The sequence below is a fragment of the Rossellomorea sp. y25 genome (assembly GCF_038049935.1).
GTDB lineage: Bacteria > Bacillota > Bacilli > Bacillales > Bacillaceae_B > Rossellomorea.
In genome coordinates, this window is record NZ_CP145886.1 from 4,010,431 (window position 1) to 4,034,624 (window position 24,194).

Consider the following 24,194-nt stretch of genomic DNA (forward strand, 5'->3'; position numbering starts at 1 on the left):
GAGTTGGACTCAAGCTTGTTTTATTTAAGGACGGGATTTCCATTCCGTTAAGGCATCCATCAATTTTTCGTGCTCTTTTTCTCCCTTAACAGCAAACCTTAACCACCTTCCATCCAACCCTTTGAAATTAAGGGTATGGCGGCTCACAATCCCATTTTCTAACAGAAAACGGAATAACTCAGTTTGGCCGTTAAGCTCCGGATCCCTTAAGAGATAATAGTTTGTCTGACTTGGTGAATAGTCAAATTGGCATTCGTCGAAAAATGCAAATAGCTTCTCCCTCTCCCGTTTCACCATGCATTGAGTATGACGGATAAAATCCTTTTCCTCCAAGAGTGTTTCCCCTACTTTTTGAGCGATCCCGTTTACACTCCAATGAACCTGATAGGTTTCCAATTCTTTCACTACTGTCTCCCCAGCCATAAGAAAACCCAGGCGGATCCCAGGAATACTGAACATTTTCGTCATGCTTCTTAAAATCATGAGATTTGTATATTTCTTTACCAGAGGGGCTATTGTTACCTCCTCCAAAGGAAAATCATAAAATGCTTCATCCACAATCACGTAACAATTTTTATTATTAGCTTCTATAATGATTTCTTCTAACTTGGAAGCAGAATACAACACACCCGTGGGATTGGTAGGATTACATATAAAGACAGCATCCATTTTCGGCAGGGTTGCTTTCAATTGATTCACATCCAGGTCCCAATCATTCTCTTTTAAAATAAAATGATGGATAGTGCAATCATTGATTTGACAAGCTTTCTCATATTCTGAAAAAGTGGGATGGATGATCAGAACATTGGAATGGGACAGCCATCTACCAATTAAATGGATCAGTTCTGCGCCGCCATTACCAATGAGTATCGCTTCTGCCTCTATCTCTTCCTTCCTTGCAATGCTTCTTCGTAATGCTGCAGAATGCGGGTCAGGATACGTAATGATCTCATCTAATAGATCTTTCCATATTTTTTTTAAGACAGCTGGTGGACCGTGTGGATTAATGTTTGCACTTAGATCAACGATTTGGCCAGGCATCCTGATATCCATTGCTTTATATGTATACTGTGGATTAGATCCATGATCTGGTAATACCAACAAGAATTCCTCCTATCCAAAGAACAATGATGAAGATGAAACAAGCCTTCTGCATTCGGGCAATGGTTTTCTGGATATGATTTCGTTCTAATTCGAAAACCATCCTTCCCATTTTCGCCCGATCAGAGACTATTCCTTTATATGTATTGAGTCCTCCCAGTTGTATTCCTAAATTCGCAGCTACAGCCGCCTCTCCCCAGCCGCTGTTTGGACTGGGGTGTTTCTTTGCATCTTCAAGTAGAATTCCAAACCCCTCTTTGTAAGTGAAATATTCAGGACGTTTACAGAAATATAGGATGACTCCCGTTATTCTACTTGGAATCCAATTCAGTACGTCATCCATCTTGGCTGACCCCCACCCAAAATCGATGTACCGCTTGTTCTTGTATCCCACCATGGAATCACACGTATTCACACATCTGTACACGATGGCTAGTGGGGCACCTCCGATCAACGCCCAAAACAATGGAGCCGTTATCCCATCGCTAGTATTTTCCGCAACGGTCTCAACAGTTCCTCTTACGATTTCACTTTCATTTAAGTGTTCTGTATCTCTGCCCACGATATAAGAAAGCTTCTCCCTTGCTGTTTTCATGTCGTTTTTTTCAAGTGGGTGAAATACTTCTAAAGCCGCCAATTTAAGGCTCTTCTGGGAGATGGTCGTCATGATGATGATTGCTTCTACCAAGACTCCCATAATTGTATGAATAGAATAACTTGCCCAAATGATGCAGGAGGTAAGAATAAATGCCGATACTACCAATATCGATACCATCACTATGCCTTTACTTCTTAGAAATCCTCCTTTATTCAAGCTACGATCTAAACGAGAAATCGCTTTTCCCATCCATTTAACAGGATGTGGCCACTCTGGTGGATCTCCGATCCATAGGTCCAGCACATAGGCAATGGTTATAGCAATCAAGTGATGAATCATCATAAGGCACCCACCCTTTTCTTATACTTGGATATCGCTTGGATGGTGCACTCATAAACTCCTTTACTAATCCATTTTCCTAAGGGGGTGATCGTTCCAGCATATTTCAGAAGCACTCCCTCTTCAGTGCTAGCGATTAATATACTGTCAGTAGAGGTACCCGTTGCTCCACTCCTTGTTATGGGATCTTTTACATTATGAGCCTCAAGAGCTTTCACCTTGGCTTCTGTTGCAGTCATAATCCCCTGTATGCTTGCGGCCTCTGATACTCTCCCATTGATAAACACCCAGATGTTAATCGTGCCCGGTGAATGATCAAACGAATGACGGTCACTCATACTCGCATCAACGGCATTACCTACTCCTGCGGTAACGACAATAAATACAGAAAATGATCCCCCCTCATAAAATCCCCAGCAGACATCTTCCAATTGAACAGCCGTCATCATCCCAACCGTGTCTTCTACCTGGGCACCCATTTGCATAAGGAATCTTTCCATTTCTTCATGGTGGTCCTCACTATTATAGCTTTTTGATACATGGCGATTGACAAATGTTGAATACCAACCTGTTCCGGCATTGGTGACTCCAGAGGATACTGTTTTTAGTGGGAGTGGTGATTGAAGGATGATCTGGTCCTTGGAGTGACTAAGTAAGTGCTGATTGATGATTAAAAGATTTTGAAACTCTTTATTTCCGTTATTCATTATTATCTGCTCCTCCCAGGCCATATCAATAACATTATTTCTATTAAAAAAGCAAACTACTGTCAGTAGTTTGCTTGAAAGAAAAGTCTATGAAACCCGATGGTGCTCCCACCCCGATGACTCATCCGCAAAAATGATTCCCAGCTCGTGATGATCACCTTCATAAAGGGCTCCTTGCGTAAAACGGTTTTCCCCGTTTGTTCCAAGTACCTCAAGCTTACAGTACGCCCCGTTCTTTTGAAGGGCTTCATAAAACGCTCTTTCTGTATTCACTTCGACTCCATTTACTTTCAGTACGATTTCCCCTACTTCCAGTGTCAGTTTCTTTGCAGGAGAACCGGGTAGAATTCCAAGAATCATGACTCCCTTTGACTGTCTTTTAAAGAAGTATGGCTTAGAGTTTTCAGCACTTCGGAAGCGATAGGAAATCCATGCCCGTCCACACATTGCCACAACAGCTGCTGCGATTGAAAACATAGGAGCCCAGAATCCTGTTATAGCTAGTGTCAAGACGAATGCACCCAGCCAGAAAACCCTGTAACCAGTTTGCTTGATCGCAACCTCAGGCAAGGTACTTTTAACAAGCTGCTGAAAACCAAGAAGGAACGGTACACAAAGGAGCGAATACGTTTCTGTCCCCATTGTTAACACCGGCCACCATTCAAATGGAGGGGGCAATGTTCCAGCAGGAATTGGCAAAAACATCGGTACAAGCCATAATTTCTTCCCTTGATGAGCCCCTACCTTAAGACCTCGGGCACTCTTTAGCAAACGAGGTGAAGTATGCTTCCCCCCGTTCATTCGAATCAGGCTTCCTTCAATCATCGTCAACACACCAAGAAGGACGACGATGGAACTCAGCATTCCTACATTCAAGCTTTCTACATATGTATCCACATAGGGGATTTCCCACTGGAAATAATCCACCGCAAACAGGATGAAGTACGAAAAGCCTACAGTCATGGTCGCAGACATAAGCTGAAAACGACTCGTTAATGCAAACAGGATGGACACCATCCCTATAAGCATGATTCCAGCGAAAGGAATCACAACCCCCGCTCCAACTATTACGACAGAAACCAGCAACCCAAGTACAATCCCATATGAAAATAAAACCCGCGTATCATGATATCCATCCAGCAATCTCGTATTAAAATCCCTTCGTTCCCTTTTGACACGATAATAGCCCGTCATGATAGCGAAAAATACAGACACATATAAAACAGGATGAAGAAATAACTTTCCAAATCCCTTCACGAACTCCAGCAACCAAAGCTCAACCAATGATCCGTCACCACCTTTTGTAAGAAAATTTGCATTATCTACTATTTTATCAAACTACTCTCCTAAAACCTATTGCAATTTTATTTGATTCTTTTACGATTCGATTTCATTTCCGACAGCATTCCGCATATTTTCCCGGGAAATGATGTCGGTTAGACAGGAAAAACAGGTGATTATGTGTAATTCCCAAAATTAAAACAGAGCCGACCATCATGATGGTCGGCTCCCAAATGATTAACGCGTTGCTGTTCTTTCTATATATTCCAAAGCCGCCTGCAGCTGCAGGTCATTCTTCTCATCCTGAACCGCTTCAAAGATTTCTTCCTGTAATCTTTCCGCCGTTACAGTATCAATGATTCCGGTGACATCAGTACTCTCCTGACTCTGGAAATCCTTTACGGCTTTTTCCGTTTCCTTACTGAAATATCCGTCCACGCGGTCAATGGAAAATCCAAGTCCTTGAAGCATTTCCTGGGCGTTTTGAATCTGTTCATTGTTCATTCCTTCTTGAAGGGGCTTTTCCACTTGAAGCGGGTGGGCATAGAAATAGGATGGCTGTCTGACAGGGATATCCGGTTTGATCCCCTTTTTATGAATCCAGTTTCCATTTGGTGTCAACCACTTGAACATCGTCAGCTTGATATTGCTTCCATCTCCCATAGGAACGGCTTGTTGCACGGTGCCTTTCCCAAAGCTCTTCGTTCCGATGAGCGGATACCCTTCTGCTTCTTTTAGCGCTCCAGCCAGGATTTCAGAAGCCGAGGCACTTCCCTCATCTATCAACACCACTACAGGATAAGCCTTTCTTGCTTTACTGTTTGAGAAAGATTTCATCACTTCTCCACTTCGCTCTTGAATTTGAACATACGGCTTTTTCTCCGTTACGAATTCTTTAAGAATTTCTTCTACACTTGAAAGGAGACCTCCTGGATTCCCTCTCACATCCAGAACCAATCCTTCTACCTTTTTCTTTTCAAGTTCGCCTAATTGCTTTTTAAAATCAACGGCTGTATTTTCCGAGAAAGTAGTAATCTGGATGTAGCCTGTTTTCTTTCCATTGACTTCCTTCACATCAGAGAGGACCGTCTCAACAGGAATTTCATCACGTTTCACAGATACTTTGATGGGGTCCGTCAGTCCTTCCCGCGTAATCTCCAATTGAACCTCAGTACCCTTTTTCCCTCTGATTTTCAAAGTAGCTTCGTACAGGTCAAGTCCTTCGATGCTATTTCCGTCTACTTTAATGATACGGTCATTCGGTTTCAGTCCCGCTTCTTCCGCAGGAGAATTTTTAAAAGGAGCGACAATGATCAGCTTTCCGTCCATGATTGTGACTTCTGCTCCGATTCCTTCAAAAGAAGAATCCAGGGCGTCATTAAATTGCGATGCCGTTTCGGCATTCATGTAAACGGAATAAGGGTCATCCAGAGTCTTCAGCATTCCCTGAATCGCACCTTCCACCAGCTGCCCTTTATCCACATCCTGAAAGAACTTGTCACTAATCAAGTCATACGCCACTTCTACTTTGTGCAGCTTGTCATTGAGCTCGCCTTTTCCGTCAAACTGAGCAAGCTCGTCCCCACCCTTGCCCGTCCATTCCAAGCCGCCATACATTCCTCCAGCACCGATCAGCATACTGATGATGATTGTGATGATGAGCTTTCTGCCCGTCCACTCCATATATTCCCCTCCAGCTTGTTGTTGGTCTTTGTATAGATAAGAGTGGCGCGACTAAGGACGCCAGCCTTTCTTATCCAACGAAAAAGACACCACACAAAAACGCGCTAAGGCGGTGCAATGTCTTTGCTTATCTAACTATATGCCGGAGGGGGACGAGTTATGATAAGAGAGCTCTCATTTTGTCCCTGTAAAAACTCTTTGAACGTGATGGTTTTTGAGGTGAGAAGCAATGATTCCTCCCCACTTTTCAAATTCAACCAGGAATCCGTCATGACCAAAGGCGGTGGAGATGAAGTAGTGTTCACTCTTTGGTACGAGATGTGTAAACTCCTTTAGATAGTGAGGTGAATAAATTAAATCACCTTCATAGCTAATCGAAATCAGTTCGCACTGATAATTCTTCGCTACCTCTTCTGTTCCTCCTCTCCCCCTTCCAATATCATGTGAGTTCATGGCTTTCAGCAGGGTAAGATAGCTGTTTGGATCAAACCGCTTTCCTAATTTCTTTCCTTGGTAATCGAGATAGCTTTCGACATTGAATTGTTCGTTTTGCTTTTCACGTTGGAAACGCTGATCGAACAGTTCCTGAGTCCGGTACGTGACCATCCCAACCATTCTGGCAATCTCTAATCCTTTTAAGATAGCGCCTGGTGGATAATGTCCCTTTTGAAATCCGGGGTCCTCTTCAATCGCTGTGATCCCGATGTGATTAAAAGCGAGACCATAATCATTCAAGGAAGGTGTGACGGCAAGAGCGAAAACTTTATTTATATAGGCAGGATACAGGGCTCCCCATTCCAGGGCCTGCATCCCTCCCAGTGAGCCTCCGATAACCGCTTCGATGCGGTCGATCGAAAGTTGTTGGAGTGCTTCATATTGGGCATGGACCATGTCTCTTATCGTAACACCCGGGAAGTCCGGACCGTAACGTTCTCCGGTATGTCGATTGGTTGACGTTGGTCCCGTACTTCCTTCACATCCTCCTAATACATTAAAGGCAATCACATTAAAATGTTCGGTATCAATATACGACCCGGGACCAATCAGTCCATCCCACCAGCCCCGGTCTTCACTCGTTCCCTTTACGATATGGGTCCCTGTGAGGGCATGGCAAACCAGGATGGAGGGTCCTTCTTTGTTTCCTGTCCGTTCATACGTAAGATCTACATTTTTTAACGTGGTGCCTGACTCTAATGTGAGGGATGGGATGGTAATGGAGCTTACTTCATACGTGTATGACTTCTCCATTCCTCCACCTCCTTTTTTGGTGTTGTAGCGGGGGGATCAGGATTCCACACCAGATAGCCCCGCTTGTAAAACAGTTGACTTTGGACTGATTTTTGGATATTGCCATTAGGGCGTTGAGAATTCGTCGTTAAGACTTTCGTCAAGAATTCAGATATTCATTCTAGGGGACGGCGCGTGCATCCTGTTCGCTGATACAATCCCGATTTTGCTGATATATTCGAAATTCCGCTGATAAAATCAGGTTTTCGCTGATATATTCGAAATTCCGCTGATAAAATCAGGTTTTCGCTGATATCTCCCTTAAGTAGACCCCGGATGCTCTATAAATAGTATCTAAATCCACCTTTTCACCCTGTAAAGTGATTTCAATGACGATTTTAGGGCCATATTCTCCAGTTTCTATCACACCCGTGATGTTTCCAACGCCACTTCAATAGCATGGTCCAAGTCCTCGATCAGGTCCTTCGCAGACTCTAATCCAACAGAAAGTCTCACAAGATCCTCGGTTACCCCTGTAGCACGAATTTCCTGGTCGTTTAATTGCTGATGGGTCGTGGATGCCGGGTGGATGATCAGTGATTTTGCATCCCCTACATTGGCCACATGAGACCAAAGAGAAATGTTATCGACTACTTTCCGTCCGGAATCTCTCCCACCTTTAATACCAAATACGACGATGGAACCCGCTCCGTTTTTCAAGTATTTTTGAGCAAGCTTGTGAGACGGATGCTGAGGCAACCCTGGATAGGATACCCACGCAACGCCATTATGCTGATCTAAATGCTCCGCAATCTTAAAGGCATTCTCTGTGTGACGTTCGATGCGAAGATGAAGCGTTTCTAATCCCTGCAACAGAAGGAATGCGTTTTGCGGACTTAAGCACGCCCCTAAGTCACGAAGCAGCTGCACCCTTAATTTTGTAATGAATGCTGCCGGTCCTACATCCTGTGCGTAGCGCAGTCCATTATAGCTTCGGTCCTCTTCTGTGAAACCCGGGAACTTTTCATGATTCCAATCGAACTTCCCACCGTCAATGACAACTCCCCCGATTGCTGTACCGTGACCTCCGATCCATTTTGTTGCAGAGTGGATGACGATATCCGCTCCCCACTCGATCGGCTTACATACATATGGAGTGGCAAAGGTATTATCGATGATCAACGGGATATGATGGTCATGTGCCACTTTTGCTACCGCTTCAATATCAAGCACATGTAGACTTGGATTCCCGATTGTTTCAGCGAATACCGCTTTCGTTTTAGGAGTGATCGCTTTGCGGAAATTTTCCGGGTCTGTCGGATCTACGAAATGCACCTTGATACCGTATTTCGGGAGAGTGGTAGAGAATAGATTATAGGTTCCACCATAGAGATTGGTAGCTGCTACAATTTCATCACCTGCTCCGGCGATATTTAAGATTGATAGTGAGATAGCGGCCATTCCGGATGATACACCAAGTGCTCCGATTCCTCCTTCTAACAGAGCAAGGCGTTTTTCCAACACGTCTACAGTCGGGTTCATGATGCGCGTATAAATGTTACCCGGCACTTCAAGGGCAAATAATTTTGCCGCATGATCACTGTTATCGAAAACGTAGGATGTCGTTTGGTAAATCGGCACTGCCCTCGAACCTGTAGATGGATCCGGCTCCTGGCCGCCGTGAAGTAGTAGTGTGTCGAAATCGAATGATTTTGTCATAGAGAATTCCTCCTAAATGGTTTTGGTGATTGGGTTTCCGTTTTGCGGTTGAATGTTTTGGACGTTTGCCTGTTAAAGTTTGTTAGAATTTTGACTGTTGAATTCAGAATGATATTTGACTGTTAAAATAATGCGTTTTTTTAACAGTTGAATTTTCGACTTATTTTAACTGTTAAATATCGTCCCATTTTCTCCTGTTAAATTTCCACCAAAATTCTGCTGTCGAACTCTGAAACTGAAAAATCGAAGAAGTATGTTTCCTTAAGAAGATAGAAGAGGAAAAAATAAAAAACCCTCTTCCTAAGAAGAGGGTCTAATTTAATAGGGTCCTCCTCTTATCTTTCAGGCAATCGCCTGCAGGAATTAGCACCTTTTCATGCGACGCATTACTGCGTACATGAAGGTTGCCGGGTTTCATCGGGCCTAGTCCCTCCACCTCTCTGGATAAGAGCATGTAGTTGTCAATGTGAAAATTCTTGCGTTGAGATGAATTATAAGGGGTAACCGACCTCAACGTCAAGAGTATTTTTAGAATTTTTACATTATTTAATTTTTAACCGAAGCTGTAATCGCTTCGTTAAATTGCACGACGATGTCTTCCCCATCCTCAATACCTAACGATATGCGCACGACATGTGTGTTTATTCCGAGTTTTTCCTGCGCATCCTTCGGCAGGGCACGATGAGACGTTCCTAATGGATATGAGACCGTAGTCTCCACGCCGGCAAGAGAAGGGATGATTTTAATCCAGCCAAGTGATTTGAAGAATGTGCTGATGTCACATGTGTTGGATAGCTCGATCGTTACGATGGCTCCATTTCCTTTATCGGATAAATCCGTTGGGTAATAAACTTCCTTCACGTATTCATTTGCTCGAAGGTCCGCCGCAAGAACTTCGGCATTCCTTGCTTGGGTCCCCATTCGGAGAGCCAGTGTTTTCGCTCCGCGGCATGTCAGCCAGGCTTCAAATGGACTCAGGTTCGAACCGATGTTGACGACTTTTTCTCTCGCTTTTTGAACAAGATCTTCCTTCCCGACTATGACTCCTGCTGTGATATCACTATGTCCTCCGATATACTTCGTGGCACTGTGAGCGACCAGATCCACCCCTTCTAAGAAAGGGTGGCGCAGAAACGGTGTGGCGAATGTGTTATCGATCATTGTTTTCAGGTTGTGTTTTTCAGCGAATCCGACCATTTTAGGGATATCTTCCACTCGCATAAACGGGTTTGTGACGGTCTCACTGTAGATGAGTTTGGTTTGTGGAGTAATGGCTCCCTCTAATTCCTCTAAACTTGTAAAATCAACGAATGAAGTAGAAATACCGAGTGATTTCAGCTCTTCTTTCAGCATATGGAACGTACCCCCGTATAAATCCTCGGCAGCAATGATGTGATCCCCTGATTGCACAACAGCGAGGATACCAACAAGGATGGCCGATAATCCAGAAGAAGTTGCTACACCTGCCGGGGCTCCTTCCAAGTCTGCCACCATCTTTCCAAGCTCGTCTGTATTTGGATTTCCCGTTCTTGTGTAGAGATAAGGAGACTTCCCTTCATAGAAACCCTCCAACTCCTCTAAAGAAGTAAAAGAAAAAGCAGAGGTCTGATAAATCGGAGTCGTCTTACTGCGGATTTCCTCTGTTCCTTTTAACTGACTGTGCACGACCTTAGTTGTGAATTTCATCTCTCTTTCATCCTTCCTGAATCTATGTATTTTTAAAAGTGTATCATATTCAGAAGATTGTGAGGAGTAAGATCTTTTGGAGGCATAAAAAAACACCTGCCAAATTGCAACAGGTGCACTGCGTTTTATTGAACGTTTTCCAAACATCCGATCAGGCGATTTTCAATATCCAATGCCAGGCTTTTTAGTTCATCGTTATCCACCATCTCGATCAGCTTGCTTGGTTTTGCCATACCGATCTTGGTGGTACCGCCTTCTGTGTATACCGTCACTTTGCAAGGAAGGAAGTAGCTTACGAGCATGCTTTCTTCCAGCACCTTTTTAGCTTCATGTGGATTACACACCTCTAATACGACTACTTCTTCGTTGAAATCAAGGCCCTTATCCTGCAATTTCTGGGCAAGATCGAGATTCCATAGTACACCGAAGCTCTCATCTTTCAGGACAGTTTCTACCGCTTCCACTGCTTCTTTCACACTCATTGAAACTTCCTTTGTGTAATGAAACATGTTCACATCTCCTCCTTTTTTTATCACATTCATTTAATACCTCATAGAGTATAAGGTCAAACATCGATATTCAGAGGTCCGTCCCTCTCCATTATTCCATTCCTTCGACCATTTTACCCATCATGTCTTCGTTCATGGGGCCGACGATTTTGTGTTGGATGATGCCTTTGGTGTCGATCATGTAGGTGGTCGGGATGGTAAATACACGGTATTCGTCACCGACCGCCCCCTCTTTATCCATTGGGACAGGGAAGGTCAGTTCATAACCGTCGACAAATTGGTGGACTGCTTTTTCCCCATCGTCCATGGACGTCAGATTGACGGCAAGGATTTCAACGTTTTCTTTCTCTGCATTGTTTTCGTAGTAACTCTGCATATGGGGCATTTCAGCTTTACATGGCGGACACCAGGTTGCCCAGAAATTCAGGATCACTTTCTTACCTTGATAATTTGAAAGCTTTACGGCTTCACCCTCTAAGGTGGTTAATTTAAAATCCGGAGCGCGGTCCCCTTTTGCGAGCCCCTGCTGTGCATTAGAAAGATCCATGGATTCATTGGCTAATTGTGCAGCCTCTTCCCTGGCCTTCTTTTCCTGTTGATCCTGAAAAAAGTTCACTAAGAAAATGCCGATAAGAAGCGCAACGATGGCCAAAGCAAAATTTCGTTTATTCATTGTGTTTCCTCCTTATGTTTAAGAGAAAGATGAGATAGGTCATCATGATCAGATATGTCCAGGTGGTGACGGTAAATTCAAAGCCGCCGATGAAGGCACTTAGAAATAACTGTACTAAAGTAAACATGACTAATAACTGTCCTGCCCAGATATCACCACCGGAATCACTGGCTTTTTTAATAAAAAAGACAGTGATCAATAGATTGAGCAGTACTTGAATACCAGCTAGAAGATAGTGGTGATGAAGCATATGAAGGACAGCTTCAAAGACAAGAACTGTGACCATCCATGAAATGATGATAGTAGACGGATGATCCACTTTTTTAACAAATATGTAAGTAAGCGCCGCTATCAGTCCCAACCAGTACCCAACGACTCCTCCGTGAAAGTAGAGGATGGTAATGGGATGCTTCATAACCGTTTGGAAGTCAACCACAATCACACTCAGTTTCCAGACGAGTAAAAAGGTAAAAATACCATTGGAATACCAATCGCTTGCCTTTCTATCCCAGAAGAAGAGGAACAGGAAAGTGAGTATGACCGAAGAGATAATGGCTCCCCACGAAGCCGGGAATGTGAAGGAGCCTATGGTGTACCACTGTTCAATCATAGCCATTCAACTCCCTCCAGTCACGTTCTGGTTTATTTATTATTCTTTTTTAACGACAATGTAATAAACCGATGGATGCAAGTGACCTATTGTTGTGCGGAACCCGGATGATTTGAGCTGTCGATCGAGTTCCCCGGAAGAAATGCGATGATCTAAAGGCGGTCCCATTTCTGATTCTACCTTTTCCCAATCCAGGATCAGCCAAATGCCATCTTCCTTCAGCATATCGTGTAAATCCTGAAATACTTTGATCAGATCGGGAACTTCATGCAAGACAAAGGCAGATACAATTTTATCCAAAGTGCCTTTATTGAAACTGAGGTATTCAAGGGACGATTTCACATAAACGATATTGTCTACATTTTCTTCATTTGCACGGTGTTTCAAGTATTCCAGCATTTCCTGCTGCAGATCTACTGCCTGGACATTCGATTCAACCGTTTTCGCAATGGGAAGGGTCAGGTAGCCATTCCCACAGCCCAAGTCGGCGACGATATCGTCTTCATTGAGTTTGAGAAGTTCGAGAACTTTTTCCACCGGTACGAGCTCTTGACGTCTTGGATCCAGGAGCTTTGAAGCTCTATGGTGTTCAAATAAATCTCCGGCCATTGGGAATTCCTCCATTCGTTAAATATACCCTTATATGTATTAGTATCTTAAATCTTTTATATACAAGCAAGTTATTTACTCATAGTGTATCCTATAGGAGAATTATTACAGATAGCATGGAGTAATGTGTGTCGAAATTTTGAATTATAAAAGGATTCCCCATGAAGGAGAATCCTTTATTTCTGCTTTTGTAGTATAGGGGTTTCCTCTATGTTTTTTGCAGTGATTGATCAGTGGACAGTATAGAAAGAAAAACACCGGTTCCCTGCTATTTCCTACTAAGTATTGCTTTTATAACGAAATGATTACGATTTAAACTCTAAACTTCTACTTATTATTTAGTATATGCATGATTCATGGAAAAGAAGAAGTATCTTGAATTTATTGCTTCTGTTCCTTTCATCGATCGAATGGTGTCTGTATAATCAATCCACGTTACATTTTGCAGCTTTTGATCTAATTTCGCATTAATCTCTTGTTCGATTTCCCTCATCCGCCTCATCAGCTCTCCAAAGCTCATTTTAAAATGAGTGGCTGCCTGTTGATGAGGAGAGTTTTTCACAAGTAAGGCCATAAATTCCTCAGACGTCTCGGATCGGCTCGCCAATTCATCTTCAAGTCCGACCACATATTGATAGATGTCCCTTTTTTTATTTGGCAGGCCTTTAACAATATCCCGTGCGACAATTTCCATTAAATGTTCGTTCATCGTATTCACCTCGGCATAAGTTTATACCTTAACCTATTCTTTGTAGTGGTACGACATGCACTAGTTCATGTTGTATTTTTTCAAGAAGCGTTCTGCACGGCCTCCGCGATCAGAGAACTTCTGTCTTCCTGTATAAAATGGATGCGTGTCCGAACTTACTTCTACTTTTAATAAAGGATACGTGTTCCCGTCTTCCCACTCAATCGTTTCATTGGATGTTTTCGTAGATCCAGTTAAAAAGGAAAAACCGCTGTTCGTGTCCATAAATACCACTTGTTGATACTCTGGATGAATGTCTTTTTTCATTCTTAATTCCCCACCTTGAAGATTAATGTATTACCAACTTGATTTTTTGACGCCGGGTATTTGCCCTTTATGAGCAAACTCTCTGAAAGCGATACGGGACATCTTAAATTTACGGAGATAGCCTCTTGGTCTCCCTGTAACTTCACAGCGACTGTTTAATCGCGTCGGCGAGGAATCCCTCGGCAGCTTCCTTAACGCTTCATAATCACCCTTCTCCTTTAAATCCCTGCGCAAATCTGCATACTTCTGAACAAGCTCCTGACGCTTCTTCTCTTTTACTACCTTTGATTTCTTGGCCAAAATGATTCACTCCTTCTTTAATCGTAATCATTACGTTTTATAACGGCATAATGTCATTAAAACATACTCTCTATCTTTTTGCAATGATATTTACCTGCTATCTTTTGGAGTGAACTTTCCAGAACCGATCTAAAATGAAATCTATTTAAAATAGTTAAAACCGAATACCATTCAACCCGGTATTCGGTTTTATATGTCCTATGCTGCTTTTAAACCTTCTAAAATAAGTATAAAGTATTTAACTGTATCTCCGCTACGGCGATTGATGACTTCAATGTCCATTAGGATTTTCTTAACCTCTTCAGCACCTATACGTTCGATAATTATCTCTGTGATTTCTTCAGCTGTATATTCACCTACATCAGTAGACCTCAAAGCAGTCCTATTCCTTCTACAAAAACTTCTTAATTGCCTTTTTAATTCAGTCAATTCCAACATCATCATCCTTACTACAGATTCAAATCCTACCAAACACGTCGTAAGATAAAAAAGCCCACCAAAAAGGCAGGCTAAATGATACTAATAAACGTTCGGAATAGTATTCATTGTAATCCATTGTTTTCGGTAACCCGGCCATCGTTATTCTCATTTAAAATGGTAGACCCGTGGTTTTGCGTCCTAATTTTTCAATTAGTTTGCCTTTGTCGAAGGACTATACAAATTCAGTTATATAGTTGTCATTATACTAGAAGAAAAAGGATATGAAAATACTAATGAGAGTTTTTACTTCCTTTTTCTCATTATACCTATAAGAATTGAAGTATATCGATTCTATCGCATAAAAGAAACCCCGCTCATGAGCGGGGTTTCTAATTAGAATTTAAAAGTTAATATATTGACGTGGGTTTACAGCATTTGATTTCGATGCATTCCATGAACCTGCATGAAGTTCAAAGTGTAAATGCTGTCCGAAAGAGTATCCTGTGTTACCCATGTAACCGATTCTGTCTCCCTTGTTAACTGCTTGTCCAGTGCTTACAGATGAAGAAGCCATGTGGGCATAAACAGTTGTGAATGTTTGACCGTTGATTGAGTGAGTGATGTATACTACATTTCCATAGCTTGAGCTATAGTGACTCTTGATGACATATCCATCAGCAGCTGCAGAGATTGGAACACTGCCACGCGCTGCGATATCTGTACCATAGTGAAAACGCTTTTTACCGTTCAACACGTCCCAGCCAAAGTTTGTTGTAATCGTTCCGGAAGCTGGAGATGTCCAGGCACCGGCACTTACTGGTGCACTTGGAGCTGTTTCAGCAGGAGCTGAAGAAGAACCACCGCTGCTGCTTGTTGTTGCTTGTTGTTGAGCTGCTGCACGTTTTGCCGCTTCTGCTTCCGCTTGACGTTTGCGCTCGATCTCACGCTGACGTGCAAGTTCTGCTAAGCGTGCTTGTTCAGCCTGGATTTCACCTTCAAGCTGGTGTTCCATTTTAGAAAGCTCATCCGATTCTTTTTGAAGATCTTTTTTCTCTACTTCAAGAGAAGCCTGTTGTGCTTCAAGCTGCTTGAATAACTCAGCTTTTTGAGCTTTTTGACTATCAAGATCTTGTTTAAGAGATTCAAGACTTGCTTTAGTAGATTCTAATTCTGCAAGCTTTGCTTCTACTTCTTCTTGTTTCTTTTCTAATTCAGCCTGATCTCGTTTTTGTTCGTCCATGATTTTCTTATCGGCACTTACGATTGTATTTACTGCTGTTACACGGTTGATGAAGTCACCGAAGCTGTCCGCGCCAAGTAGTACATCAAGATAATTTGCAGAGCCGCCTTTTTCCTGGATCGCACGTGCACGTTCTTTTAATAGTTCGTTTCGTTCTTCAATCTTTTTCTTTAGAACCTCAATTTCTTCTTTAAGTTTATTGATTTCTGCAGTTGTTTCATCAATCTCTTTTGTTTTTTCAGCTATCTTATTTTCAGTATCTTTTAATTTTGTACTGATTTCAGCAATTTGTGTTTGGATTTCTTGTTGTTTATTGATGTTTTGGTTAATTTCTGACTTTTTCTCATCAATCTTTCCGTTAATTTCTTCTTTTTTAGAAGAAATGTCATCTTGCTGTTTCTTTAGATCCTCCACGGAGGAATGAGCGTTAGCAGTTGTCCCCAATGTTGGTAGACTTCCGATTGTTAATGCTGCTGCAATTGATAATGATATGAAATACTTCTTGTTCAAGCGGCATGCTCCTTTCAGCTTCTATCAACCTATCAAATTTTACACTTTTAAGAACTTACGAACAGACATAAAGCTTCCCCATGCCCCGATCAAGCAACCCATTAATAGAATTAATCCGTTTACTTGATAGATAAAGGGGGTAAAATCCAATATCTGAATAAAATGGTTTTGTAGTTTTGGTTTAATAAAGTCATAGGCATAGTAGTAACCTGTTGTTACAAGAGCGATCGGGATAATAGAACCTAAAATTCCAAGCCATAATCCTTCTAGTATAAATGGCCAGCGTACAAACCAGTTGGTTGCACCCACGAGTTTCATTATCTCGATTTCCCTTCTTCTTGCGACAATCGTAATTTTTATTGTATTTGAGATGAGGAACATGGCGGTAAACAACAGACCGATGATTAACACCAGGCCAACGTTTCGGCTCATTTCCAGTACGTTAAATAATTTCTCGATCTTCGCTTCACCATACAGGGCTTCATTTACATTCTCATACTTGCTGATTTCAGCAGCAATCTTCCCTGTGTCTCGAGGATTCTCTGCTTTTACAATAAACACATCATATAATGGGTTATCTTGTTCAAATAATCTGAAATCGTCTCCCAGATCTTTCACAAGGTTCTGAAGTTCCTCTTCTTTAGAGGAGTACTCGACGGATTCGACTCCACTTATTTGGTTAATCTTCTTATCTATTTCATCAATTTGAGCTTTTTCAGTACCAACCTCGAGTAGGACGCGAACTTCAACGTCTTTTTCAATATCGGTTGCAACCTTGTTCATGTTTAGCATTAGTACCATAAACACACCGACAAGCAGTAAGGTTACGGTAACGGCACTCACTGATGCAAACGTCATCCAGCCGTTACGTCCGATGCTTTTGAAACTCTCTCTAAGGTGTCGACCATACGTTCTAGCTTTCATAACCGTAATCACCTCGCTGTTCGTCACGAACAATTCGGCCATTCTCAATGGCAATTACCCGATGCTTGATAGTATTTACGATCTCCCGGTTATGTGTAGCCATGATCACTGTTGTACCACGGTTGCTTATTTCTTCAAAGATGTTCATGATATCCCAAGATGTTTCGGGATCAAGGTTCCCTGTAGGCTCATCTGCAATCACAAGCTTCGGCGTATTCACAATGGATCGTGCAATTGATACACGCTGCTGCTCTCCCCCTGACAGCTCATCAGGAAGCATTCTTGCTTTATGCTTTAACCCTACCAGGTCAAGTACTTCCATAACTCTCTTTTTGATTTGCTTAGGGTGTTCTTCTATTACTTCAAGTGCGAAGGCAATGTTTTCATAGATAGTAAGCGATGGTAGCAACTTAAAATCCTGGAACACGACCCCAACGTTTCTTCTTAAGTATGGAACTCTACTATTTTTTAATTTTGCCAGATTGATACCGTTTACGATGATATCTCCTTTAGAAGGTCTTTCTTCACGATACATCATCTTAATAAAAGTAGATTTTCCGGCGCCACTTGGACCCACAACATACACAAACTCGCCTTGCTTAATGTGGACGTTAAAACCATTAGCAGCCATGACACCATTGTTGTACTGCTTATATACGTCTTTCATTTCTATCATTATAAAATCACCTAATTTGTATTATGTAGTTCCCCTCTTGGCTGTTATCGACATATGTACATGGTATGAACTCAACAATGTTTTTACCATAATTAGACACGAAATGGCGAAAAACCTCGAATTGCTCTCCCGAAAATTATTATAACATCACTTTATACGATGTTAAGGAAAAAAATTATTACATTTACGTTTCAAAACATAAAATAATGTGAATTTTTTACCTTTTTCACTGACAATTGTACCTATTTTTCACGAAAAATGTAGTCTTTTGTATCTAGTATCAGGTACTAACACCAGATTCGAAAGATTGAGAATCCTTGTTATAGGAATACTAATCTGGTGCTAATCTGATTAAGTTACTAGGTTATAATCGCGAACGGTTTAAGTGCTGATTTCTAAGAGCGGTTATTGGATTAGCTTTTGTAACAAATATTTAAAAAAGCGAGAGGATAAAATTTGTGGATATATAAAAAAAGAAGAATCCTCACGCAGGGACTCTTCTTCCTCACTTATTTCTTATTCGCCAACCACTCTGCCACTGCTTCTGCTTCTTCACCTTTGATGAGTCCTGCAGGCATTTGACCTTTACCATTTTGAATGACTTCCAAGATTTGATCTTTGTTTAATTCAGCACCAATTTTATTAAGGGCTGGACCCATTCCGCCTTCAAGGTTTCCACCGTGACAGCTGGTGCATTTATTATTTACGATTTTTTCAGGGTCTACTCCGCCAGAGCTTGTTTCTGTACTTTCTTCGCCTCCGCCACCACAGGCTGCAAGTACCAATGAAGCGCCAAAAACAATTCCAAGTAGCTTTTTCTTCATTTTTATCCCCCTAGGAAAACATTTTAAGAGTAACGGGAAGTATCAAGGTCCGTCCCTCTATTAGTTAATTATACCAAGGTTAAACCCGTTTGAAACCTTCACCTAACACCTCTGAGGCGTCCATTGTGACGACGAAAGCAGAGGGGTCAATGGTTTTGACCAGTTGTTTCAGTTTTGTGAATTCTGTTTGATCGACCACACACATAAGGATCGGGCGCTCATCGTCCGTATAACCACCGTATGCAGATAGTTTTGTCACACCACGATCAATTTTATTCAGGATTCCTTCGCGAACTTCTTCCTGTCTGTTTGTAATGATAAGAGCCATCTTTGAACGACTGATGCCGACTTGAACTAAATCAATTGTTTTACTAGTTACGTATAAGCCGATAAGGGCATATAAACCACGCTCGATGTCAAACACGATCGCAGCCGATAGAACAATCATTCCATCGATAAGCGCCACACATGTCCCAAGGGATAAACCTGTGAATTTGTTTACAATCTGGGCTGCCAGGTCCGTCCCTCCCGTGGATGCTTTACCTCGAAAGACGATTCCTAAACCCAATCCTACACCGATTCCGCCGAATAATGCGCCTAATAAAGGGTCTTCTGTCCAAGGCTCCCAACCTTCTGTTAAGAACACCACTAATGGCAAGAAGACCGTACCGATGGCTGTTTTGACACCAAATTGAAGGCCCAGGAAGATTAACCCTGCAATGAATAACGGAATATTAAATGCCCATTGAACAAAGGCAGGTTTCCAATCAAACAGACCTTTAAGGATGGTGGATATCCCGCTCACTCCCCCTGAAGCAACCTCATTCGGCAGTAAGAACACATTAAACGCAATGGCCACAATCGTTGACCCAATCACAACAAACAAATACTCTAACAACTTCTCTTTCCGCGGATTAAATGCCTGCTCACGACGTCTCTCTTTCAAACCCATCCAGTACGACTCCTTTAACCTATGTATTTATAGTATGAGTACAACCTCTTCCTTTATGCAGAGGGACGGACCTATAATCAAGGGTTTCGTCTCGTCTGTTAAGAGGAAGGTTGTTCACCAATAGTCTCTTTCAACTGATCGTAGAGGTAATGAATTGAGGTGACAAATAGAAAAATTCACCCTTCAAACATGCTCTGAATCAACCTTTGAGAGTATAGCATGGGCACATAGTGGTGTAAATAACACTTCAATAACGTGGTAAAGCATTAATGGGTTGGGGTGTTATAGTGGTGAGGGACGGACCTTGAGAAATGGGAGGTTATACAACTGAAGTCCGGTTTTCGCAAAGGAAAATTCAGATTCACCTTTCTACAAACGTAATAATACCAGTAGTTTGTGCGCTTGCCCGTGTATTTAGAGTATATTCCAACCTCACATTTATACATATAATGGAAGAAACTCATCTCTCTTTGAGGTCCGTCCCTAAATAAATTCAGAAAAAAGCTGAACCCTCCGTTGGATAGGTGGGTTCAGCTTGGGAATTATTATTGAATTTTGGAACGAAGGTAGGCATTGATGAATGGATCGATGTCGCCGTCCATGACGCCTTGTACGTTACCGGATTCTGTGTTGGTTCTGTGGTCTTTGACCATGGAGTATGGATGGAACACGTAGGAACGGATCTGGCTTCCCCACCCGATTTCCTTTTGTTCTCCACGAATTTCAGCAAGCTCTTGCTCTTGTTCTTCAATTCGCTTTTGATACAGTTTTGCTTTAAGCATTTTCATGGCTGACTCACGGTTCTTGATCTGAGAACGTTCAGATTGGCATGTTACCACGACATTCGTCGGTAAGTGAGTGATACGGACAGCCGAATCCGTCGTATTGATGTGCTGCCCACCGGCTCCACTTGCACGATACGTATCAATTTTCAGGTCTTCCGTACGGATTTCGATTTCGATTTCTTCATTAAACTCAGGCATGACTTCACAAGACACGAAGGATGTGTGACGACGGCCGGACGAATCAAATGGAGAAATACGTACAAGACGGTGTACGCCTTTTTCAGCTTTTAAATACCCATACGCATTGTGACCTTTAATGGCAAGGGTTACACTCTTGATTCCCGCTTCATCTCCAGGAAGATAATCAAGGGTTTCTACTTTGAAACCTCGTTTCTCACCCCAGCGCGTGTACATGCGAAGAAGCATGGAACCCCAATCCTGAGACTCGGTCCCACCTGCACCTGGATGCAGCTCAAGAATCGCATTGTTCTTATCATGTTCTTCACTTAGAAGAAGCTGAAGTTCGTAATCATTTAATCGTTTGACTAAATCACCCAACTCCTCTTCAAGGTCCTTTTGAAGTTCTTCGTCCGGTTCTTCTTTGATAAGCTCAAGGGTAAGCTCAAGGTTTTCATGGGATTCAAGCAATGATTTGTATTCATTCACAAGATCCTTCAATCCGTTTCCTTCATTGATCAGCCCCTGGGCTTTTTGCTGGTCATCCCAGAAGTCGGGTTGAACCATGATTTCGTCAAGTTCTTGAATTCTCGCCTCTTTGTTTTCTAAGTCAAAGAGACCCCCTGAAGTCCGCTAATGTCTTAGCTGATTTTTCTAACTCTGCTCTGATTTCTGATAGTTCCATGTGTGGTCACCTCTATAGTTATTTGGGTTGTGCATTTATTTTTTCAAAATAATCGGTTGCTCTGTTCAATTAGTGTGGGTGTTGATTATAAGGGGATTCGCTCCCTTTCCGCGGACGAACCGGCAAGCCTCCTTGCTTCGCTGCGGGGTCTAGCCCAGCTCGTTTTTCCGCAGGAGTCTCGCAAATCCCCTTACAATCATACAAAGAATCAATGAACAGAGCGATGAAAAAATTAAATTATTTTGCAACAATTGTTCTTGAAAGCCCTTGGCCCTATAAAAAAATACATGGGCCGAGAACCCATAAAAAACGGAAAAGTACCTGGGACTTATTTTAGCAAAATAAGTCCCAGGTATCATCTCATTTCTTTTATTTATCCAGTTATGCCGTGGCAGTGTTTGTACTTTTTGCCGCTTCCGCATGGGCATGGGTCGTTGCGCCCTACGTCTTCTTGCTTGCGGACTGGTTGTTTCTTAGCTTTACCGCCTTCTTCTTTCGGGTTCACCGCTTGACCTGTGGCTACTTCCTGACGTTCAAGATTGTTGCGGATTTCAGCTTTCATGACGTATTTTGCCACGTCTTCTTCGATTGCGAGTACCATGCTTTCGAACATGGCGAATCCTTCATGCTGGTATTCGCGCAGTGGGTCGGTTTGACCGTAGGCACGAAGGTGGATACCTTGACGCAATTGATCCATGGCATCGATATGGTCGATCCATTTCGTATCAACTGCGCGAAGCAGGATGACTTTTTCAAACTCGCGCATTTGCTCCGGAGTAAGCTCTTCTTCTTTTTCATCGTAACGGTGTTTCACATCTTCATAGATCAGATCCATCATTTCTTCCGGCTCTTTTCCGCGGAGATCATCGACTGTTACATCGTTTTCAGGAAGAAGATTCGCGTTCACATAATCAACGATGCCTTGAAGGTTCCAGTTTTCCATATCTTCTTCTGCTGTATGGGCTGCTACCTGACGTTCGATCGCTGATTTGATCATACCCTCAACAATTTCACGAAGGTTTTCTGAATCGATTACTTCATAACGCTGTTTATAAATGATTTCACGCTGTTGACGTAAAACATCATCGTATTGCAGAAGCTGTTTACGAGCATCGAAGTTGTTTCCTTCCACTCGTTTCTGAGCCGATTCTACAGCACGGCTGACCATTTTACTTTGGATTGGCTGAGTGTCATCCATCCCAAGGCGCTCCATCATGCTCTTCATATTGTCAGATCCGAATCGGCGCATCAATTCATCTTCCATTGAAAGATAGAACTGAGTCACACCTGGATCTCCCTGACGTCCGGAACGTCCACGAAGCTGATTATCGATACGGCGTGATTCGTGACGCTCGGTACCGATAACGGCTAGACCGCCACGTTCGATGACGCCTTCTCCAAGCTTGATATCCGTACCACGGCCGGCCATGTTAGTCGCGATCGTTACAGCACCTAGCTGCCCGGCTTCTAAAATGATTTCCGCTTCACGGCCATGGTTTTTCGCATTTAATACATTGTGGCGAACGCCTTTTTTCGTCAATAGCTTAGAGATAAGCTCTGACGTTTCAACGGCAACCGTACCAACCAGTACAGGCTGTCCTTTTTCATGACGCTCTTTGATATCCTCGACTACAGCAAGGAATTTCCCTTCTATAGAAGCATAGATGAGATCGGCACGGTCATCACGAACGATTGGCTTGTTCGTTGGGATTACGATAACGTTCATATTGTAGATATTACGGAACTCTTCTTCTTCCGTTTTCGCCGTACCGGTCATACCGGAAAGCTTTTCGTACATACGGAAGTAGTTCTGGAACGTGATCGTTGCCATGGTCATGCTTTCGTTCTGGATTTCAAGACCTTCTTTTGCCTCGATCGATTGGTGAAGTCCGTCACTGTAACGACGACCTTTCATCAGACGTCCTGTGAAAGAGTCAACGATGACGATTTCACCTTCCTGAACCACATAATCCACATCACGGTGCATGCTGACGTGAGCTTTTAACGCTTGATTGATGTGGTGGTTAAGAGTTACGTGTGAAATATCGAACAGGTTATCGATGTGGAAGGCTCTTTCCACTTTGCTGATTCCTTCTTCGGTTAATTGAACACCTTTGGTCTTTTCATCATATGTGTAATCTTCATCTTTTTTCAGTGTACGTACGACGGCATTTGCCTGAATATAAAGCTGTGGCGTACGCTGTGCATTACCGGAAATGATCAGAGGTGTACGTGCTTCATCGATTAAGATCGAGTCAACCTCATCAATTACGGCAAAATGAAGAGGACGCTGCACCATTTGGTCTTTGTACAGGACCATATTGTCACGAAGGTAGTCGAATCCGAATTCGTTATTCGTACCATACGTGATATCCGCTTTGTATGCTTCACGTTTTTCGTCTTTAGACATCGAGTTTAAGTTCAGGCCTACAGTAAGTCCCAAGAAATTGTATAGCTTGCCCATTTCCTCGGCATCACGGCTGGCCAGGTATTCATTGACTGTAATAACGTGAACGCCTTTTCCAGTGATCGCGTTCAAATATACAGGCATAGTCGCTGTCAGCGTTTTACCTTCACCGGTTTTCATCTCGGAGATGTTCCCGCCATGAAGGGAGGCACCACCCATAAGCTGGACGCGGTACGGATATTGGTTCAGAACGCGGCGAGCCGCTTCCCTTACGACAGCAAAAGCCTCAACCATCATATCTTCAAGGTCTTCACCCTTTTGATAGCGCTCCTTGAATCGTTCTGTTCTTTCACGGATTTCATCATCCGTCAAACGCTCCATATCGGGACCTAATTCTTCTATTTGATCAGCCAGCTTTTCAAGCCTCTTTAATTCTCTTTTATTCGCATCGAACACTTTGTTTAATAGACCAAGCATGTATAAACGCTCCTTTATCTGTGTTTAAATGAGAGTCGAACGTCACTAGTATAACGAATG

The 24,194-nt window shown here is 42.6% G+C and carries 23 protein-coding genes and 2 riboswitches; all 23 genes read right to left on the bottom strand.

Annotated elements, in window-relative coordinates; genetic code table 11:
- Window positions 1-24: 24 nt before the first annotated feature.
- The 23 genes from cobD to secA all read right to left on the bottom strand — a co-directional run bounded on the left by cobD (window position 25) and on the right by secA (window position 24,134).
- On the bottom strand, window positions 25-1,104 hold the full coding sequence (gene cobD / locus AAEM60_RS20185) for a threonine-phosphate decarboxylase CobD (RefSeq protein WP_341356972.1): 1,080 nt from the start codon (window positions 1,102-1,104) through the stop codon (window positions 25-27).
- Window positions 1,076-2,041, bottom strand: a complete 966-nt coding sequence (gene cbiB, locus AAEM60_RS20190; protein ID WP_299743156.1) for an adenosylcobinamide-phosphate synthase CbiB — start codon at window positions 2,039-2,041, stop codon at window positions 1,076-1,078. The genes cobD and cbiB overlap by 29 nt, the downstream gene beginning before the upstream one ends.
- A complete protein-coding gene (locus AAEM60_RS20195; protein WP_341356973.1) occupies window positions 2,038-2,745 on the bottom strand; it encodes an adenosylcobinamide amidohydrolase in 708 nt (235 codons plus the stop codon). Before AAEM60_RS20195 ends, cbiB begins: the two co-directional genes overlap by 4 nt.
- 87 nt (window positions 2,746-2,832) lie before the next feature.
- On the bottom strand, window positions 2,833-4,029 hold the full coding sequence (locus AAEM60_RS20200; protein ID WP_341356974.1) for a PDZ domain-containing protein: 1,197 nt from the start codon (window positions 4,027-4,029) through the stop codon (window positions 2,833-2,835).
- 234 nt (window positions 4,030-4,263) lie between these two features.
- A complete protein-coding gene (locus AAEM60_RS20205) occupies window positions 4,264-5,709 on the bottom strand; it encodes a S41 family peptidase (RefSeq protein ID WP_341356975.1) in 1,446 nt (481 codons plus the stop codon).
- A gap of 174 nt (window positions 5,710-5,883) precedes the next feature.
- Window positions 5,884-6,957 (bottom strand): homoserine O-acetyltransferase, encoded by a 1,074-nt coding sequence (locus AAEM60_RS20210; protein WP_341356976.1) that lies wholly within the window; start codon window positions 6,955-6,957, stop codon window positions 5,884-5,886.
- Between the two features lie 402 nt (window positions 6,958-7,359).
- On the bottom strand, window positions 7,360-8,655 hold the full coding sequence (locus AAEM60_RS20215) for an O-acetylhomoserine aminocarboxypropyltransferase/cysteine synthase family protein (RefSeq protein ID WP_341356977.1): 1,296 nt from the start codon (window positions 8,653-8,655) through the stop codon (window positions 7,360-7,362).
- Window positions 8,656-8,987: 332 nt separating this feature from the next.
- Window positions 8,988-9,106, bottom strand: a riboswitch (SAM riboswitch).
- A gap of 95 nt (window positions 9,107-9,201) precedes the next feature.
- A complete protein-coding gene (locus tag AAEM60_RS20220) occupies window positions 9,202-10,341 on the bottom strand; it encodes an aminotransferase class I/II-fold pyridoxal phosphate-dependent enzyme (RefSeq protein WP_299743138.1) in 1,140 nt (379 codons plus the stop codon).
- Between the two features lie 125 nt (window positions 10,342-10,466).
- The gene (locus tag AAEM60_RS20225; protein ID WP_299743972.1) at window positions 10,467-10,850 is read right to left on the bottom strand and encodes a DUF302 domain-containing protein; all 384 of its coding nucleotides are present in this window, start codon (window positions 10,848-10,850) and stop codon (window positions 10,467-10,469) included.
- Window positions 10,851-10,941: 91 nt separating this feature from the next.
- Window positions 10,942-11,523 carry a redoxin domain-containing protein gene (locus AAEM60_RS20230; protein WP_341356978.1) on the bottom strand — a complete coding sequence of 194 codons (582 nt, stop codon included), beginning with the start codon at window positions 11,521-11,523 and terminating at the stop codon, window positions 10,942-10,944.
- Window positions 11,516-12,139: a hypothetical protein gene (locus AAEM60_RS20235; RefSeq protein ID WP_299743132.1), complete on the bottom strand. Its 624-nt coding sequence runs from the start codon at window positions 12,137-12,139 to the stop codon at window positions 11,516-11,518. The genes AAEM60_RS20230 and AAEM60_RS20235 overlap by 8 nt, the downstream gene beginning before the upstream one ends.
- A 33-nt stretch (window positions 12,140-12,172) precedes the next feature.
- On the bottom strand, window positions 12,173-12,742 hold the full coding sequence (locus AAEM60_RS20240) for a class I SAM-dependent methyltransferase (RefSeq protein ID WP_341356979.1): 570 nt from the start codon (window positions 12,740-12,742) through the stop codon (window positions 12,173-12,175).
- A gap of 334 nt (window positions 12,743-13,076) precedes the next feature.
- Complete coding sequence (locus AAEM60_RS20245) at window positions 13,077-13,451, bottom strand: hypothetical protein (protein WP_341356980.1); 375 nt, start codon at window positions 13,449-13,451, stop codon at window positions 13,077-13,079.
- 60 nt (window positions 13,452-13,511) lie between these two features.
- A complete protein-coding gene (locus AAEM60_RS20250) occupies window positions 13,512-13,757 on the bottom strand; it encodes a type B 50S ribosomal protein L31 (RefSeq protein ID WP_299743124.1) in 246 nt (81 codons plus the stop codon).
- A gap of 30 nt (window positions 13,758-13,787) precedes the next feature.
- Window positions 13,788-14,057, bottom strand: coding sequence for a 30S ribosomal protein S14 (gene rpsN / locus AAEM60_RS20255; protein ID WP_282138593.1), 270 nt, complete (start codon window positions 14,055-14,057; stop codon window positions 13,788-13,790).
- A gap of 198 nt (window positions 14,058-14,255) precedes the next feature.
- Complete coding sequence (locus tag AAEM60_RS20260; protein ID WP_341356981.1) at window positions 14,256-14,486, bottom strand: hypothetical protein; 231 nt, start codon at window positions 14,484-14,486, stop codon at window positions 14,256-14,258.
- A 131-nt stretch (window positions 14,487-14,617) separates the two neighbouring features.
- A riboswitch (cyclic di-GMP riboswitch) is annotated at window positions 14,618-14,707 on the bottom strand.
- A gap of 170 nt (window positions 14,708-14,877) precedes the next feature.
- Window positions 14,878-16,227 (bottom strand): peptidoglycan DD-metalloendopeptidase family protein, encoded by a 1,350-nt coding sequence (locus AAEM60_RS20265; protein ID WP_299743114.1) that lies wholly within the window; start codon window positions 16,225-16,227, stop codon window positions 14,878-14,880.
- Window positions 16,228-16,266: 39 nt separating this feature from the next.
- On the bottom strand, window positions 16,267-17,151 hold the full coding sequence (ftsX, locus tag AAEM60_RS20270; protein WP_299743111.1) for a permease-like cell division protein FtsX: 885 nt from the start codon (window positions 17,149-17,151) through the stop codon (window positions 16,267-16,269).
- Window positions 17,141-17,827: a cell division ATP-binding protein FtsE gene (gene ftsE / locus AAEM60_RS20275; protein ID WP_299743108.1), complete on the bottom strand. Its 687-nt coding sequence runs from the start codon at window positions 17,825-17,827 to the stop codon at window positions 17,141-17,143. Before ftsE ends, ftsX begins: the two co-directional genes overlap by 11 nt.
- A gap of 509 nt (window positions 17,828-18,336) precedes the next feature.
- Window positions 18,337-18,651 carry a cytochrome c551 gene (cccB, locus tag AAEM60_RS20280; RefSeq protein WP_299743105.1) on the bottom strand — a complete coding sequence of 105 codons (315 nt, stop codon included), beginning with the start codon at window positions 18,649-18,651 and terminating at the stop codon, window positions 18,337-18,339.
- Window positions 18,652-18,730: 79 nt separating this feature from the next.
- On the bottom strand, window positions 18,731-19,603 hold the full coding sequence (locus AAEM60_RS20285) for a YitT family protein (protein WP_341356982.1): 873 nt from the start codon (window positions 19,601-19,603) through the stop codon (window positions 18,731-18,733).
- A gap of 545 nt (window positions 19,604-20,148) precedes the next feature.
- Window positions 20,149-21,250 (bottom strand): peptide chain release factor 2 gene (prfB, locus tag AAEM60_RS20290; protein ID WP_156142358.1). Its coding sequence is split into 2 segments (ribosomal slippage): window positions 20,149-21,177 and window positions 21,179-21,250, totalling 1,101 coding nucleotides; the frame shifts between segments, so codons are not numbered across the junction.
- Between the two features lie 373 nt (window positions 21,251-21,623).
- Window positions 21,624-24,134: a preprotein translocase subunit SecA gene (gene secA / locus AAEM60_RS20295; protein ID WP_341356983.1), complete on the bottom strand. Its 2,511-nt coding sequence runs from the start codon at window positions 24,132-24,134 to the stop codon at window positions 21,624-21,626.
- Between the last annotated feature and the right edge of the window lie 60 nt (window positions 24,135-24,194).